This is a genomic window from Nostoc sp. (assembly GCF_036917465.1).
Lineage (GTDB): Bacteria > Cyanobacteriota > Cyanobacteriia > Cyanobacteriales > Nostocaceae > Nostoc.
Genome location: NZ_JBALDL010000074.1, coordinates 37,275 through 53,541, shown reverse-complemented (window position 1 = coordinate 53,541; position 16,267 = coordinate 37,275). Strand labels below are relative to the sequence as shown.

The 16,267-nt window shown below is 41.4% G+C and carries 13 protein-coding genes, 1 tRNA gene and 1 pseudogene; 9 read left to right on the top strand and 6 right to left on the bottom strand.

Annotated elements, in window-relative coordinates:
* The first annotated feature begins 22 nt into the window (after nucleotides 1–22).
* From V7K38_RS17860 to V7K38_RS17835, 6 genes are all read left to right on the top strand, one after another.
* Nucleotides 23–967, top strand: coding sequence for a GDP-L-fucose synthase family protein (locus V7K38_RS17860; RefSeq protein WP_334859731.1), 945 nt, complete (start codon nucleotides 23–25; stop codon nucleotides 965–967).
* Between the two features lie 73 nt (nucleotides 968–1,040).
* Complete coding sequence (locus V7K38_RS17855) at nucleotides 1,041–1,616, top strand: 5-formyltetrahydrofolate cyclo-ligase (RefSeq protein ID WP_334859730.1); 576 nt, start codon at nucleotides 1,041–1,043, stop codon at nucleotides 1,614–1,616.
* 36 nt (nucleotides 1,617–1,652) lie between these two features.
* Complete coding sequence (locus tag V7K38_RS17850; RefSeq protein WP_334859729.1) at nucleotides 1,653–2,663, top strand: catalase family protein; 1,011 nt, start codon at nucleotides 1,653–1,655, stop codon at nucleotides 2,661–2,663.
* 228 nt (nucleotides 2,664–2,891) lie between these two features.
* Nucleotides 2,892–3,080: a hypothetical protein gene (locus V7K38_RS17845; RefSeq protein WP_334859728.1), complete on the top strand. Its 189-nt coding sequence runs from the start codon at nucleotides 2,892–2,894 to the stop codon at nucleotides 3,078–3,080.
* Nucleotides 3,081–3,266: 186 nt separating this feature from the next.
* Nucleotides 3,267–3,611, top strand: coding sequence for a hypothetical protein (locus tag V7K38_RS17840; protein ID WP_334859727.1), 345 nt, complete (start codon nucleotides 3,267–3,269; stop codon nucleotides 3,609–3,611).
* A 4-nt stretch (nucleotides 3,612–3,615) separates the two neighbouring features.
* Nucleotides 3,616–4,452, top strand: a complete 837-nt coding sequence (locus V7K38_RS17835; RefSeq protein ID WP_322640708.1) for a carbohydrate ABC transporter permease — start codon at nucleotides 3,616–3,618, stop codon at nucleotides 4,450–4,452.
* A 54-nt stretch (nucleotides 4,453–4,506) separates the two neighbouring features.
* Here V7K38_RS17835 and V7K38_RS17830 read toward each other — a convergent pair whose 3' ends face one another.
* Nucleotides 4,507–5,160 (bottom strand): sugar transferase, encoded by a 654-nt coding sequence (locus V7K38_RS17830; protein WP_334859725.1) that lies wholly within the window; start codon nucleotides 5,158–5,160, stop codon nucleotides 4,507–4,509.
* 313 nt (nucleotides 5,161–5,473) lie between these two features.
* Complete coding sequence (locus V7K38_RS17825) at nucleotides 5,474–9,664, bottom strand: hypothetical protein (RefSeq protein ID WP_334859724.1); 4,191 nt, start codon at nucleotides 9,662–9,664, stop codon at nucleotides 5,474–5,476.
* A 682-nt stretch (nucleotides 9,665–10,346) separates the two neighbouring features.
* On the opposite strand from V7K38_RS17825, the gene V7K38_RS17820 reads away from it, so the two are divergent.
* Entirely contained in the window at nucleotides 10,347–11,048 is a 702-nt protein-coding gene (locus V7K38_RS17820; RefSeq protein ID WP_334859747.1) for a Crp/Fnr family transcriptional regulator, read from the top strand.
* A 13-nt stretch (nucleotides 11,049–11,061) separates the two neighbouring features.
* Complete coding sequence (locus V7K38_RS17815) at nucleotides 11,062–11,799, top strand: DUF2232 domain-containing protein (protein ID WP_334859723.1); 738 nt, start codon at nucleotides 11,062–11,064, stop codon at nucleotides 11,797–11,799.
* Between the two features lie 102 nt (nucleotides 11,800–11,901).
* Here the strand turns inward: V7K38_RS17815 and V7K38_RS17810 are convergent.
* From V7K38_RS17810 to V7K38_RS17795, 4 genes and pseudogenes are all read right to left on the bottom strand, one after another.
* Nucleotides 11,902–12,186 (bottom strand): annotated as a pseudogene (locus V7K38_RS17810) (IS1634 family transposase); the annotation flags it as partial.
* A 670-nt stretch (nucleotides 12,187–12,856) separates the two neighbouring features.
* Nucleotides 12,857–12,929, bottom strand: a tRNA-Ala gene (locus V7K38_RS17805).
* 65 nt (nucleotides 12,930–12,994) lie between these two features.
* Entirely contained in the window at nucleotides 12,995–13,723 is a 729-nt protein-coding gene (locus V7K38_RS17800) for an HAD family hydrolase (protein ID WP_334859721.1), read from the bottom strand.
* Entirely contained in the window at nucleotides 13,720–14,607 is an 888-nt protein-coding gene (locus V7K38_RS17795) for a class I SAM-dependent methyltransferase (RefSeq protein WP_334859720.1), read from the bottom strand. Before V7K38_RS17795 ends, V7K38_RS17800 begins: the two co-directional genes overlap by 4 nt.
* 450 nt (nucleotides 14,608–15,057) lie before the next feature.
* On the opposite strand from V7K38_RS17795, the gene V7K38_RS17790 reads away from it, so the two are divergent.
* On the top strand, nucleotides 15,058–16,239 hold the full coding sequence (locus V7K38_RS17790; protein ID WP_334859719.1) for an RtcB family protein: 1,182 nt from the start codon (nucleotides 15,058–15,060) through the stop codon (nucleotides 16,237–16,239).
* The last annotated feature ends 28 nt before the right edge of the window (nucleotides 16,240–16,267 follow it).

Genomic DNA, 16,267 nt, shown 5'->3' with positions numbered 1-16,267 from the left:
TTGCACCATAGAGGATAAAAATATGACCGCCTTAGAACTAAAAAATCAACGAATTCTCGTCACTGGTGGGTCGGGATTTCTAGGTCGTCAGGTGATAGATCAACTGTGTAAAGCAGGGGCCGATCGTGAGAAGATTACAATAGTGCGATCGCGCGATTGCGATCTACGTGTATGGGAAAATAGCCAACGGGCAGTTGATCAACAAGACATAATTATCCACTTAGCGGCTCATGTGGGTGGCATCGGTCTAAACCGTGAAAAACCCGCAGAGTTGTTTTACGATAACTTGATCATGGGTACGCACCTAATTCACGCTGCCTATCAAGCTGGAGTAGAAAAATTTGTTTGTGTTGGCACTATCTGCGCCTATCCTAAATTTACCCCAGTGCCATTTAAAGAAGACGATCTTTGGAATGGCTACCCAGAAGAAACTAATGCCCCTTACGGAATTGCTAAAAAAGCGCTTTTAGTTCAATTGCAATCTTACCGCCAGCAGTACGGTTTTAATGGAATTTACCTACTGCCAGTGAATTTATATGGCCCAGAAGATAACTTTGACCCTGGAAGTTCCCACGTTATTCCAGCCTTAATTCGCAAAGTTCACGAAGCCCAAATTAACGGAGAAAAGCAACTCCCAGTTTGGGGTGATGGCAGTCCTACCCGCGAGTTTCTGTATTCAGAAGATGCAGCACGGGGAATTGTTATGGGAACTCAATTCTATAACGACTTGGAACCAGTTAACTTGGGAACGGGTTACGAAATCTCCATCCTTGATTTAATAACTCTAATTTGTAAATTAATGGAGTTTAAGGGTGAGATTGTTTGGCAAACTGACAAGCCTAATGGTCAACCCCGCCGTTGTTTGGATACTGAACGGGCAAAACAAGCCTTTAACTTCACTGCTCAGGTGGGCTTTGAGGAAGGGTTAAAGAATACCATTGAGTGGTATCGTCAACACGCTGCATAACAATGTATTAGTTAATGTAGGCTCTTATAAGCTGGGCGATGCCCAGCTTATTTGTTTGACGGTATAAATTTTTATGGACAAAGTTAATCATCAATTAAATAAAACAGAACTACGCCGCACTCTACTTAAAACACGTCAATCAATGTCCGTTGGAGAATGGAGAGAAAAAAGCGATCGCTTATGCTCTCATTTACAAAACTCTACTTTATTCACCCAAGCAAAAACAATACTTGCGTATTTTAGCTTTCGCCAAGAACCTGACCTCAGTCCACTATTTGCAAACACCAAATACCGTTGGGGATTTCCTCGCTGCGTTGATAAATCCCTGTGTTGGCATATTTGGACACCTGGCGATTCTGTCCAAAGTGGCGCTTATGGCATTACTGAACCACACCCCGACGCTCGCATCTTAGATGCTGCCGAAGTAGATTTGATTCTTGTCCCCAGTGTAGCTTGTGACTATCAAGGATATCGTTTAGGTTATGGCGGCGGATATTACGATCGCTTGCTCAGTTTACCGCAGTGGCAGACAAAGCCGACTATCGGAATTGTCTTTGATTTCGCCTATTTGTCTCAAATACTTATTGAATCTTGGGATAAACCATTACAAGCTGTTTCTACGGAAACCGGATTGACTAGGAAAGGCTAAGGATTCAGGATGATGAAGACACATCATCAAATATTTATGACTAACCCAACATCATCTACCACTGAGCAGGAAGCAATAATTGACGAGATTATTGCAAATAGTCTCCAAGCTCAACAAAAAACAGGCCCAGACCTCCGCCAAATTCATAGCAAAAGTCATGGACTCCTTGGAGGAGAGTTTATTATTGAACCCAATCTTCCTGAAGACTTGAGAGTAGGTTTGTTCAAAACGCCCCAAACCTATCCTGCATGGATTCGTTTCTCTAGTGGTGGTTCGCCTAAAAAGCGTGGTGAATTCACCTCCGATAGCCAGCCGGATGTTCGCGGTATCGCCATCAAGGTGATGAATGTAGACGGGCAAAAAGTACTGGATGATGAAGAAAAAACTCAAGATTTTATCCTCAACAATTATCCGATTTTCTTGACCAAAGATGTTCGTGATTACGCCGATCTTTCCAGAGCCGGGAGCGGACAACTTAGCCCAGAGCGCTTGCAGGAACTTGGTTACGCCTTTGCAATCTTACAAAAAATTGGCAGCAATAAAGTCGGAAATCCGCTTTTGATTCAATATTGGAGTATGGCTCCATTTAAGTTTGGGAATCGCATTGTAAAACTATCTGTCAAATCTCAACAGCCGGAACAACCACCCGAAACACTTCCCGAATCAGAAAATTATCTCCGGGAAACAATAGTCAAATATTTGACTGAAGAAGGTCGAGAAGCATCTTTTGACTTCTTCATTCAGTTTTATGTAGATGATGAAAAAACGCCGATTGAAGACCATGTTATAGAATGGCAAGAAGCAGATTCACCATTTATTAAAGTTGCAACTGTCCGCATTTTCAGTCAGAAATTTGACTTTGAAGAACGCAAACGTTTAGATGAGGGTTCGCTGTTTTCCCCTTGGCATACATTGCTAGACCATGAGCCTGTTGGCAGTGTCAATCTCTCTCGCAAGAGGCTTTATAGCGAACTTGCAAAGTACCGACGAGAACAAATTGCCCAACGTTCGCGGGAACCACAACCTTATGTAGCGCTTGAAGATTAACCACTGTAAATTAGCTTCAAACCAGTATCTCAGTTTCTAGCAATTATATCTGATTAATGAAATTTGAAAGCTTCAGATTCCCGACTTCTCTAAGAAGTCAGGAATCTTGTTTTTAACAAATGATTTTAGGACTGCTGGAGATGATTTTTATGCGGATAATAGCTCAAAAAATCTGATAAATGTTTAATTTATGCAACACAATACCTTTTGTCAATTTGAGACAAACTTATGGATGAAGATAGTGAACTAACTGAAAAGCTGAATAATATGTTGATTGAATCCGCAGATAAAGAATCTGTTATTAAGTTCTTGAGATTGAGTAATTATTCAAAAGCCAAATCAATTGGAATTTTAAAAAAGGCTTTGAGTATTTCTTATTATGAGGCACAAGATATCGTCAAACATGGAGTGATGTAAAAGAATTTGATGCAAAACTAATGAACGACTTCTTTGATGTGCTAGAAGAATTAGGGAGTTCGGAAAGTGAAGAAACTTAATTAGACTCATACCTGAATAAATTCTATAACAGAATTAGGTGAATTGCTTTAACCAGATTTTTGATGATAGGTTAAGATAAAATTAATCAAATCATCAAGTAAACCTATGTCTGACTCAGTTCAGTATGTCACTAACGCACAGGTAGATAAAGTTGGAGTACTGTTAGATTTAGAAAATTACCAACAACTAACTAACTTATCTATAGATTCTAAATTATTGATTGGTTTAAGCCAAGATGAGTTGCAAGCTTTAGCAGAAAGCTCTTTATTTGCCAAATCCCAAATACAATTACAGGAGTTACTAATTAAAAATTCTGAAAATAACTTGTCAAAGGAAGAAACTCAAATTCTAGACAGATTATTGATGCAAGTTGACCAATTAAATATTATTAAAACTAGAGCTAGACATACATTAAAAACGAAATATTTACAAAACTCAGAAAATTATTAATCAAATGCTGAACTGGAAAAAATCCCGATCGCAAAATCTGCTAATGTATGCGCTATTGGGAGCGATCGCACTGGTGATGCTCTTTCCTTTACTGTGGCTAGTTAGCACAGCCTTGAAATCGCCTACGGAAAATATCTTACAGTCGCCGCCACAGTTATTACCTAGTCAACCGACACTAGATAATTTTGTTAGTGTGTGGAACTCTCTACCCTTTGGGCAATACCTGTATAACAGTACTTTGGTATCAGTGCTAACGGTTGGCTTAAATCTACTATTTTGCGCTTTAGCTGCCTATCCCTTGGCAAGATTGTCATTTGTAGGGCGAGACTGGATTTTTGTAGCGATTGTCTCGACGATTATGATTCCCTTCCAAATCGTGATGATTCCCCTTTATATTTTGACAGTCCAGTTGGGTTTGACGAATAGTTATTTAGGGATGATTTTTCCTAGTTTAGCTTCTGCCTTTGGCATTTTTCTGTTACGCCAAGCTTTTATGAGTGTCCCGAAAGAGATAGAAGAAGCCGCCCGAATGGATGGCAGTTCAGAGTTAGGATTGTGGTGGCATATAATGTTACCGGCAGTTCGCCCAGCATTGGTAACTTTAGCTATTTTTGTATTCATTGGTGCTTGGAGTGACTTTTTGTGGCCTTTAATTGTCATCCAAGACGAAAATTTATACACTCTTCCTTTAGGAGTCGCCAAGCTAGCGGGGACATTTTCTCTTGACTGGAGATTGGTAGCTGCGGGTTCTCTAATTGCGATCGCTCCAGTATTATTATTATTTTTATTTCTACAACGTTACATTGTTCCCACGGAAACTGGTAGCGGTGTCAAAGGTTGAATAAAAAAGTGGAGATGCGAAAAGGCGGATAATGACTAATGACTAATGACTAATTCAATAAGCACCAGTCTTTTTCAATACCACCCAGATAGTTTTAAAAATTAGACTCAGATCATAAGTTACAGACCACTTGCGTTGATAATCTATATCCATCTTGACAATGGTTTCAAAGTCTGAAATACTCGAACGACCATTAGCCTGCCATTCTCCAGTCATACCTGGTTTAACTCGTAATCTCTCCCAGTGGTGTGGATCGTAATTACTGACTTCATCAGGAGTGGGTGGACGAGTACCAACTAAACTCATGTCTCCTACCAGAACATTCCAAAATTGGGGAAATTCGTCTAAACTGGTACGCCGCAAAAACTTACCCACAGGGGTAATGCGAGGATCGTCAATAGATTTAAAGATGTGACCTTTGGCTTGGTTTTTTACCAAATGCTTGAATTTATCGGCATCAACGATCATCGAACGGAATTTCCAGATGCGAAAAGTTTTTCCGTTCAAACCACAGCGAATTTGCGAATAAAATATTGGACTTGGCTTGTCAATAAAGGTAGCGATCGCTACAGGAATTGCTACCATAAATGTAATAATCAGCCCCACAATGGCTCCAACAATGTCAATTAACCGTTTTCTCACGCTTAAAGTTGACGCATGTAAAGGCTGTTGCGAACAATTAATTGAATAAAGAGAAAGATTATTCACAAAGGCTAACTTATTTTACAACAGGGATTTTTGCATTAGTAGTGTAGATATGGAGATAACTTATAGGCAGTTTTTACTATTTTTGTCGCTACTACTGAGTAGTAACCTACACAAAATAGAAGCGAAACAAACGCTGTAAACCCAAAGTTTACAGAATCTTTTAATTAAAGTAACATATTGTAAATTTACAGTATTTTTGACATCAGATAAAAAAGATAGTTTTAGAGGTACACTTCCAAAAATTCAAAATGCTTATAGCGTAAGCATTTTGAATTTTGAGTAGTATTCTTGTTTCTAGCGTGATGCACTAGTCTCAATAATGAACCTCTAAGGCGAAATTCACTGTATATGGTTCCTCCAGCGATTGCTGATTACTAGCCTTGATCGCATCTAGATAGCGACGCAAAAATAACAGTTGTTGGGAATTGGGACGATAGGTGAGACTCCCTTGTTTTTCAAAAAGTGGTGTTGTGGCGATCGCCTGATAGTCAGGATTTTCTTGTGAACTCTGGGTTAGCCAAGTCGAATCTGTAAGTGAAGGGATTAATCCCGAAGGCAGTTCACCTTCCAAAAAAGCCAGCAGGCGTTCCTGACAAGTGCGAGTATTGATCCCGCGACCCTCAAATAACTGGATAACTTCACCGAAAGATAAGGGGCGTTCTGGTAGCAATCGCAGCAATTCGGTAAATAAGAAATAATCAGTGTACTGTTGCCTGGGTATATCTAATATCTGGGGATGTAAAGGCAGCATCGCCAAACCATAAGCAACCCGGCTGCAATTAGGAGAACCATTTTCGCCGAGATATAAATCTTGGATAATCTTGGCACTAGGGAGTTTTTGCCTTAACCAACGGTTTACTGTCCCAACACAAGCCACGCCACCAGTCAAGATAGCTTGATTAATGGATTCTGTGGGGATGCCACGAGCTACCAATATTTTGTTGAGTTCTCGGTTCAGGCGGCGCACAAAGGGGATAAATACCTGGCTTTCTAAGTCTCGTCGCTGCAAAATCCATTGCTGATCGGCTAATTCTAGAGTAAAAGAATCTTGGTGTTGCAAAATCAGCTTCAGGGCTAGTGCCGCGTCTAATACTGCCTGTCCCAGTAAAGAACTCTCTAGACGCTGCTGGAGGCGAATCCGTGCCGTGATATCTGGTTCTCCGACTCTAGGTAGTTGTAATTCTTCCAACCCTAAACTCTGCCAACGCATTTGGTCTAAACCGGGAATTGAGGGTTGCCATTGCCAAGGATTACTGCTGGTAGTTTTGCGATCTTGCGTTTCTCTGCGTGATTGCCGAGATTTCGGTGGCAATAGTAGCTGGCAAATAATATCTTGTTCAATTCCTTTGCCAGCATAAGCAAAACCGTGGAGCATGAAATCATTGTATGTCAATTGCAGTAGGCTTTCTGGGACATCGACTAGCAACATTTCTGTGGCAGTTGTCCCAATATTAATTACCAGGGTGTTACCAACAATGGGATGTTCGCTAGTTTTTGCAGGCTGAGAACCTTGAGATTGGCTTAATTTTACTTGCTCACCGTTAGCAGCATCAAGTTCTGGGAGTAAACTAGCGATCGCTTCTTCCACAAAAAAGACTTGCTGTGGATGTTGGATAAGTTTGCTAGTAAGTAAAGCTTCCCGCACGTTAAAACGGTATTGTTCCGACCAACTAGATGGACAGGTGCAAATTACACCAGCAATATTATTGATAATCTGCGGAAAATCTGATTCGCCGATCCCAATAGCAGCAGCCATTAAATTAGGGGTGGTACTTGTTTTTTCAGATTTTAGGGTTAATAGTAGCTTAGATAGCGATCGCACAACCCAAATTAAAGGCCCTGCTGAAAATTCATTTAATTGCAAAACAGGTTCCCATTTTTGCCGTTCACTCTTGTAGGGAATAGCTACTTGTAAATAGGGCTTCAACTGTGCCGAGTAGAGATTATTTGTTGTTGAATCTGCTGTTGGTCTAGTTGTTGTAGGAGTGGAAGCCGAGCGATCGGGCGTTTTATCTTGAGCAACAGCCGCAGGTACTGCCTGATCGTGGACTTCGATGCTTTCATTTTCTCCTTGAGGTATAGAAGCTGTAGGAAGATAAACCTCTGTTGGTAAACGAAATGATTGCTGAAATGAACTTGTTTTCGACGGATTTTCTGCTGACCAGTATATAGGATGTACAACAAAAGTAGAGCGATTTAATAATGTAGCAGAAATTCCTGTTGTACCTAAATCAATTCCTAAATACCAAACTGACTCTCCAACATGGAGCGAAACTTCTGGATTGTTGATGGAGTTAGAAATTGAAGGTAAAGAACTGTCTTGAATGGGAGTTGTGACTTCCTTTTTTTCCTCAGTTTCGACCTGGGGAACTGCCAAAGTGGATAAAGTCGCAGTTGAGGTATTTTCTGTTTGCGACTCAGGGGGAGTTGTGGGGATTGTGTCTTGAGTTTTATCAATCAGTTCCGAGGAAATATCGAAGTTGGTAGGTGGCTGCGACTCAGAATTTAGCTGTCGATCAAAATTAGCTAAATCCCGATCTAATTGCTGCAACTGTTCTTCATCTAAAGAAATATCAGATACGCCTGGAGACTGGTTTGACTCAACATAGAGCAAGTTTTCTTGAGGCGAAGCAGCAATGTAGTTATCTACAAACGGTTCTGGCTGATCGTTGTCGATCAATATTTCTGGTGGAGCGATACCAACTCTTGGAGAGGCTACGCCAACGGTAGGCTTTGCCAACGCAATTTCTGCTACTTCTGGAGTAACTGGTGCTGTAGTTGTACCACTATCCACAAAGGATGAAACTTCTACTTCCAGCACTTCTTGCTCACTAACTGTATCGGGCAATAGCTCAGTTAGGGTATTAATTGTATCAACACTAGCTGGTAGCTGAGTGTCAAGTTGAGTAGGGGAACTGTCTGTTTGTGGTGTAGGAGAGCTAAAAGGCGAATCGAAGTCAGTATCCTCTTCAAAAAAACTACCTGGCTGAGGGTCGAGTTGTGTGGGGGAACTGTCTGTTTGTGGTGTAGGAAAGCTAAAAGGCGAATCGAGGTCAGTATCCTCTTCAAAAAATAGTTCTTCCTGTGGCTGTGGTGATAAGTCTGTGGTTTCTACTAAAGTCTCTTGGGCTGAAATACCTGTATCTGGTATCACAACCGCAGAATCCTCAGTTGGAGGGACAGATGGACTCTCAGCGATATTCAACGTTGATTGGAAAGCTGTGGAAGCAGATAAGTCATTTGTGGCTACATCAAGACTGAGATTATTAACATCACCAGTACCAAACAAACTGGCGTAAAGTTGGTCTACTTCATCACCAACTAATGCAGAAATATCTTGTGTTAATTCGATCGGGGTTTCAGAAGATTGAGACGAGTCTATACCAAGCTGCAACAGCACTGCATCTAAATCCTCTGTGAGGGTCGTATCCTGTTGCTCAGAATTAATTATCAGTGGAGGTGAAGTTTCTAGCGGGATTTGCTCAGAATTAATTGTCGGTGGAAATGAAATTTCTGGCAGGATTTGCTCCAAAGGTCGGGGCGCAGTTTCAGCAGCGATCTCGGCTAGCTCAGGCAATGATGGTAATATATCAGATTCTCCTACTGAGATAGATGATGGAGAATTAGGGGATTGTTGCTGTAAATGCTGGGTCAAATTATTGAGAAAGCTGGACATCAACTGTTCGCCTTGCATTCCCTTGCTATGCATCCTTGCCAGTGCTTGCGACAGTGATTCGTAATAAGTATTAATATTGCGCTGTAGTGCCTCAAATACTACATTTACAGTCCCATCTAGTGATAATAAGCGTTGATCCAACTCTCTAGCTAGCTGGGTTAACTGCTCCACACGGTCTGCTGATTCTAATAAAGGTTGAGTTACAGAGGTTGCTGATTCTGAGTTTACCTGATTAATTACTCCTGAAGAAATGGCAGAAATTTCCCCCCTTGGTGCTAAAAGTGGCGTTAAAGTTGGCACAAGGCGACTCATGAGTACTTGTAAAAACTCGGTAATCATTTGATCCTGATTTGTCAACTGCTGCGCTAAGGAGTAGTTTTGCAATCGCCTTTGCTCTAGCTGCCGAATTTCCTGTATGAGAGTGGCTTGCTCTTGCAACAGCCTTTCTAATTCCGATCGCAATGGCTGGATCAAACTCGAAAATTCACTTTTTAATTGTCCGCTTACAACAGAACTCTCTTCCTGATTTGGTTTGAGAGGCGGTAGTGGATACTGGTTATAACCTCGATCAATAAATTTTGTTAATAAAGGCGATGGCTCCGCCAACGCCAAGGGCGAACGCGGTTCTTCAGAAGACTGATTTGGGATGCCGCTCTCTAATGCTTCTTTTTCTTGGAGCCTCACCAAGAAGTTGCGAATTCGTTCTAAAACCTCTTTAGGCTCCTGCGCCTGACCAGGTAGAAATCTAGACAAACGCTTGCCCCCACTGGCAAGTAAGTTGTCAATGTCTGCGATCAGCTTTTGAATTTCATCTGCACTGGAAGTCACTTTTATTACCCTACCTAAAAACGGATGTTCACTAATGTGACAATTACTTTACAATCACCAAGGTTTTGAGTGGCAATAGCCACTGCTTGGACTTGTGACTGTCATTATGTTATGGATTACTGGGAGTCGTGGCAATCTTCAGTCAGGGTTTGGTTAACAAAAAAGGTAGTTCTAAGAGAGAGAAATCTACGCTCTGTCTCTTGCAGCGACCAAAGTAAGCGAACAGGAATTTAAGTCTCGCGCCAAAACCTGCAATTTTGTAGCTTGCTTGCAATTAGATGAGGTTGAGAGCAACAGATAAATCTCAATCTCCTGTCTCATGCCTTCATTCAGAAGTTTTGCCGCTCATTGGTTGCCTATTTTTGAAAATCGGTAAAATACCTGAGCAATAATTTACTCCCTTTAGTATCATTGATGTTGTTTGCCTATATTTTTAACTAATCAAGTTTGCAGTGCAGCTAGCCCCTAAGCAATACAACTGCCGGCTAAAAACTACTTTTTGCAAAACTTTTACCACGTTTTTACTTATAGGTAAAGATTGTTCAGAAAAACGTTCTTATCGCTTTCTTATGTAGCATAGTTTAGTTTTCTCTCTCAAAGGGAACTGTGCCTTGATGGTTGAGGCTGAAAATGGCGCTCTTGTTTGTTGTGTGTATATAGCAGCTTGAATAAAAATGTCGTAATGGAAGACCGATATAGCTTGCAAGCACAGGCTAGTCCCTGGATGATCGCCTCGGCTCCCTTTTTTCAAGGGTTGCCAGAACCTGCTGTGGAATCAGCCCTCATTCATCTTGTCACCCGCACTCACCCAGCCAATCAGGTGATTCTGCTAGAAAATGACTGGGGTGGTTCTGTGTATTTTATTATGGACGGATGGGTGAAAATTCGCACCTACAATTTGGAAGGAAAAGAGGTAACGCTGAATATTCTTGGTAAAGGAGAATTGTTTGGTGAAATGGCAGCGCTAGATGAAGTCCCTCGATCCACAGATGTGATTACCTTGGCCCCAACGGTAATTGGCAGTATGCCTGCTCAGGATTTTGTCAAGTTACTTCATATAGAACCCTTGGCAGGAGTTCGATTGGCGCAACTAATGGCGCGACGTTTGCGGCAAGTAAATCGCCGATTGCGGTTGCGGGAATCTGATAGCCAGTCACGGGTGGCAGATACGTTGCTATTTTTGGCAGAAGGACAGGGAAAAAAAGGGCAAACAGGAACCGAAATCCCGAATTTACCTCATCGGGAATTGAGTAGCTTGAGCGGACTGGCACGAGAAACTGTAACACGAGTGTTGACAAGGTTAGAAAAAAAAGGCTTGATTAAACGGGATCAAGACACTATTTGTATTCCCGACTTGTCAGCTTTGGAAAGAATGATCGTTTAGAAACTTGTTAAATATGAGTATTTTAGATTCTCTGCCAGATGAACCGGAGGAAGATCCATCGCCTAAATCTCCAACTCCCCACAATCATTGGTTAGACAAAGAACAGCAGTTAATGCCTCCTAAACTCAAGGCTGATGCGCCCTTAAGGATGGTAGAAACGGCATTTTTAGCCAGTACTGCTAGCTTAATTTGGTTTATTAATTTCTACTTTCCCTTGGGGCCAGTTTTGCGGATATTTTTTCCGGTGCCGATCGCTCTAGTTTATCTGCGTTGGGGTAAGCGTGCGGCATGGATGGCAGCACTCACCTCTGGGTTACTGCTGACGGTACTAATGGGGCCAGCCCGCAGTTTGTTGTTTGTCATGCCCTACGGATTTATGGGCGTGCTTTTAGGAGCGACATGGTATCGTCGTCGTGTTCCCTGGATTGTTTCTATCACCTTGGGTACGCTGTTGGGTACTTTGGGGGTTTTCTTTCGGCTGTGGTTGCTGTCTGTTTTGTCCGGTGAAGACCTATGGATTTATGTGATTACCCAAGTTACTGAGTTCATTGAGTGGGTATTTTTGAAGCTGAGTTTGTTAGCTAGTCCCAATGTGTTTTTGATTCAAGTTGGAGCGATCGCTTTAATTTTACTCAACAATTTTATCTACCTTTTTGTCGTACACCTCGCAGCATGGTTGCTTTTTGAACGTCTAGGCAACCCCATTCCCCGTCCACCGCGCTGGGTACAAGTCCTCATGGATTATGAATGATAGTCATTTGTCATTTGTCATTTGTCCTTTGTCCTTTGTCCTTTGTCCTTGGTTAAATAATGACTCCTGGTTCGCCCATTTTTTCCGGAGTTAGAACAAAGGCTACTCAGGGGTGAAAGATTGACCACCAAGCTGAGTATAAATGGTGGTTGAAAATCCAAGTAAAATAAGAAGACGCTGCTGTAAGGGTGAAAGGGCAGTCAAATGAGCATAAACTTCGTTTTTAACCTCAATCAACAGCAGCGTGATTTCTTTAAATACAGCAAGAAGTATTTCAGCAGTTGGACGTGCTGCTTCTCGCTTAGGATTACCAACATAAAGTCCAGCAAGCTTTTCTTTATTTTGCTCCAGATTGCGGCGAACCTGAAACTCCAAAATGGTTAACACTTATATAGCAATCCTGATTTTTTTATTGTTAAGCGTACTCTTTCAATTGCTGGAATATATAGCGGGTCATCTGCTTTTTCTCCTGACAATATTTCTGTTGCAATTGGCATCCCTAACGGGTCTAATGTTGATAGCATTATTTTACTTGTGCCAAGTCCGGACGGTGGTCTTTGCTATGACCCCATTGAAATAACCTGCAAATTGCGACATATAATGGGCGAATGTACATCCCGACTATGGGTGGGTTGAAAGTTTAATAAACGTAGTAACTCTGGCATGACGAACTAGTTTCAATTACCATCCCGACTAGGGGTGGGTTGAAAGGTTGTATTTGATGCCAGGGCAATGTCTTTGGGTTTCAATTACCATCCCGACTAGGGGTGGGTTGAAGATAGGTTGTTAACTTGTCTTAATAAGACTTTAAAATGGTTATAAAGTAGGGCTGATCATGGGAGGGTTGAAAGGAGTGCTGCGATCGAACAAATATAAATAATCGAATAATGCACTTGGATTAATAACTTATTGTGTAGTCAATGGTAAGATCAAACGACATTAATTTGCGAAAACTCAGGATAATCGAATTGACTCCGAAAAATAGTCCCAGCGACATCAATTTGAGAAAAACGACATTAATTTGCGAAATGCGACATATAATGTGCGAATGTACAAATGGAGAATAACGGATTCGAACCGATGGCCTCTGCGGTGCGATCGCAGCACTCTACCAACTGAGCTAATTCCCCAAAATCTTTGCAAAGTCAAGAGTAATATTACTCATTAACTAAATACACCATCACCAAATAGTATTCTAACATTCAGTTGCCGATGGCTGAGGCTCTTTTAGAGAATAAAGTTTCTGCACCCGTTCGAGTTCCAAATCACTAAGATAATCAATAGTCCAGTTACAGCAGCGCTGGAGCATGTGGAATGGGTAAGTATTCGCTACACCAACTACTTGCATTTGCGATCGCTTTGCGGCTGCAATCCCGGCTGGAGTATCTTCAATTGCCAGACACTCGTGTGGTTGAAGGTTTAATTCAGGATATTCTTTATTTAGACGTTTCACCGCCAGTAAATAACCATCGGGTTCTGGTTTACTGGTGGTGATGTCATCACCCGCGACGATAATTTTAAAGTATTGGGCTAGCTTGGCGCGATGGAGTACCAATTCTATTTCTTGGCGAAGAGCGCCACTGACTAATCCTAATTTCAGATTGCGCGATCGCACCTGAAATATTAAATCTTCTACACCTGGATATAAAGGCAGTTTCTCTATTTTCTCTAATTCCACCACATAGGCTTCTGCTTTGCGGTACAACAACTGAGTTAAATACTTTTCATCGCCTACTCTACCACGATTAGCGAGTAGTTGCCCAAAACAGGCGCGATCGCTGCGTCCTAAAGAAGCTTGACGCTCACTCACCTTTTGGGGTTGGAGATTTTCTTCAATGAGAATCTCGTCTATCAGTTGCAGGTGGATTGCCTCATCGTTAATGATGACACCATTAAAATCAAAGAGAACTGCCTTTAAACTCATGCGATTATGCCAAATGCTGGAGATCCAAGTCCCTCCAAATCATTATTATCTATTGATGTGGGAGTATAATGACGGACATTTTCAGTTGCGATCGATTTTACGCCGCTAGTTACCTGATTTATCCACCATACATCCTGCGATCGCACAGCTTGAAATCCGGCTGCACCCATATTCGCATCCACGCTACCAGCAGCATACTCACGAATATATGGCTCCTCAAAAACATCATTCAGCCATTCTAACTGCCGGAGAGTCTTTTGATTTCCATCTAGAATTACTACTTGCCCTCCAGTTACCAGCAACCTAAAGCTTTCCCGCAAAATTTCTAAGGAAACCGCATCTGGTGTTTCGTGGAATAGCAAAGAAGCTGTCACTAAGTCAAATGTTGCATCCCTCAAACCAGTTTTTTCAGCATTTCCATGTCGCCAGACTATATCTAAACCAGCATTTCTAGCTTTATCTTCTGCCCTTACCAGCATATAGGGTGATAAATCCAAACCAATAACTTCCGCTTCGGGGAAAGCCCGTTTTAACATTAAAGTAGTGGAACCTGTGCCGCAGCCTAAATCGAGTATGCGTTGTGGTTTTACCTTGACGGCATCAACTAAAGCCTGACGGACAATAGTTTCATTAGGCGGAAGAACATATTGAGTAATCGGATCGTAAGTAACTGCTGCATTGTAAGTGAGATATCCGCCTGTAATTCCGTGAAAATTTTGACTGTTGTAGTACAACGGAATTATGACATCATCTCGTCGGAAGCGATCGCCCTCTTTCTCCCAATCAATACTATCAGCGTAACGCCGTAACCCGTCTTCATCAATCAAAAGACGCACTACAGGAGATAAAAAACGTTCCCAGATTGTATCTTGACGCACTGCCATATTGTGTCAGAAGTTTAAGGATTATTGAGACTCAAGTGATTTTATTTACAAATTTTAATACATTTAGCAAACATCTGCTTTCTCTCTGTGGTATGTACTTGACGCTTGTAGTCTTTTCAGCTACATTTGTATTATAAAGGTGCTACTGCCCAAAAGTAGTTCTTCAACTTCATCAAAATTAAGTAGGTAAAATGAAAGACAATACAACATTTAAATTGTTACAACTAACTAGGTAATCAATACGGTTAAATTAAGGTTTCTTGATGAAAATTCTAGATTGCAAAAACGCGATTTATCGCGTTTTTGCGAAGGATAAAATATTGTAAAGACGGCGATTTATCGCGTCTCTTGCCTTAACCGAACAGTATTGACTAGGTAATGGTTTATAAGTCATACCGATAATTTGCCCAATCCAAAATCTAAAATTTAAAATCCAAAATAGAAACAATTATGCCCTACGAAAAGTTAGAAATTACCACACCAGCACCCGTATTATCTTGGGCAAATCACTCTTTAGGGTCAGAAGAAACCAAGATGGCCAAAAATGTCGCATCATTACCATTTGTGTTTAAGCACGTGGCATTAATGCCAGATGTTCATTTAGGAAAAGGTGCTTTAGTTGGTTCTGTAATTGCGACCAAAGAGGCAATTATCCCTGCTGCTGTTGGTGTAGATATTGGTTGTGGAATGAGCGCTATCAAAACATCATTTACCGCCGAACAACTAGAAGGTAAACTGAAGAAAATCCGCTTGGATATTGAAGCAACAATTCCGACTGGATTCAACGAAAACAAAGACGTTGACAAATCTGTTAGCAACTGGCAATATTGGGATAATTTTAAAGACTTGCATCGCGGCGTGCAAGACCTACAAAGTAAAGCGATGAAACAGATGGGTTCTCTAGGTGGAGGAAATCACTTTATTGAAGTGTGCCTTGATACAGAGAATCAAGTTTGGCTAATGCTGCATTCTGGTTCGCGTAACATCGGCAATAAACTCGCCCAGTGTCATATTCACACAGCCAGAGAATTAGCAAAAATGGCAGGTAATAAATTACCTGACCCTGATTTGGCTCACTTTGTCGCTGGTACGCCAGAATTCCAAGCATACTGGCATGATTTGCAATGGTCACAAAACTATGCGCGTGTCAACCGCGATGTGATGATGGCGCGTTTTAAGCACATAGTTGAAAAACATCTGGTAGGTGGGAAAGCAACTAAACCTTTATTGCAAGTTAATTGTCATCATAATTACGCCGAAAAAGAAGTGCATTTTGACGAGGATGTATACGTTACTCGTAAGGGTGCAGTCCGCGCTCAGATTGAAGATTATGGGATTATTCCTGGTTCGATGGGGGCAAAATCTTTCATCGTTAAAGGTAAAGGTAATGCCCACAGCTTCTGTTCTTGTTCTCATGGTGCAGGGCGTTTGATGTCTAGAAATAAGGCAAAAAATGTCTACACACTTGATGATTTGATTGAGCAAACTCAAGGCGTAGAATGCCGTAAAGATGAGGGTGTGTTAGATGAAATTCCTGGTGCTTATAAGCCGATAGATGAGGTAATTAATCAACAAACAGACCTTGTTGAAATAGTTGCTACATTGAAACAAGTTGTGTGTGTAAAGGGCTAGAAAACTTCTAAAATGGTATATTACTTTA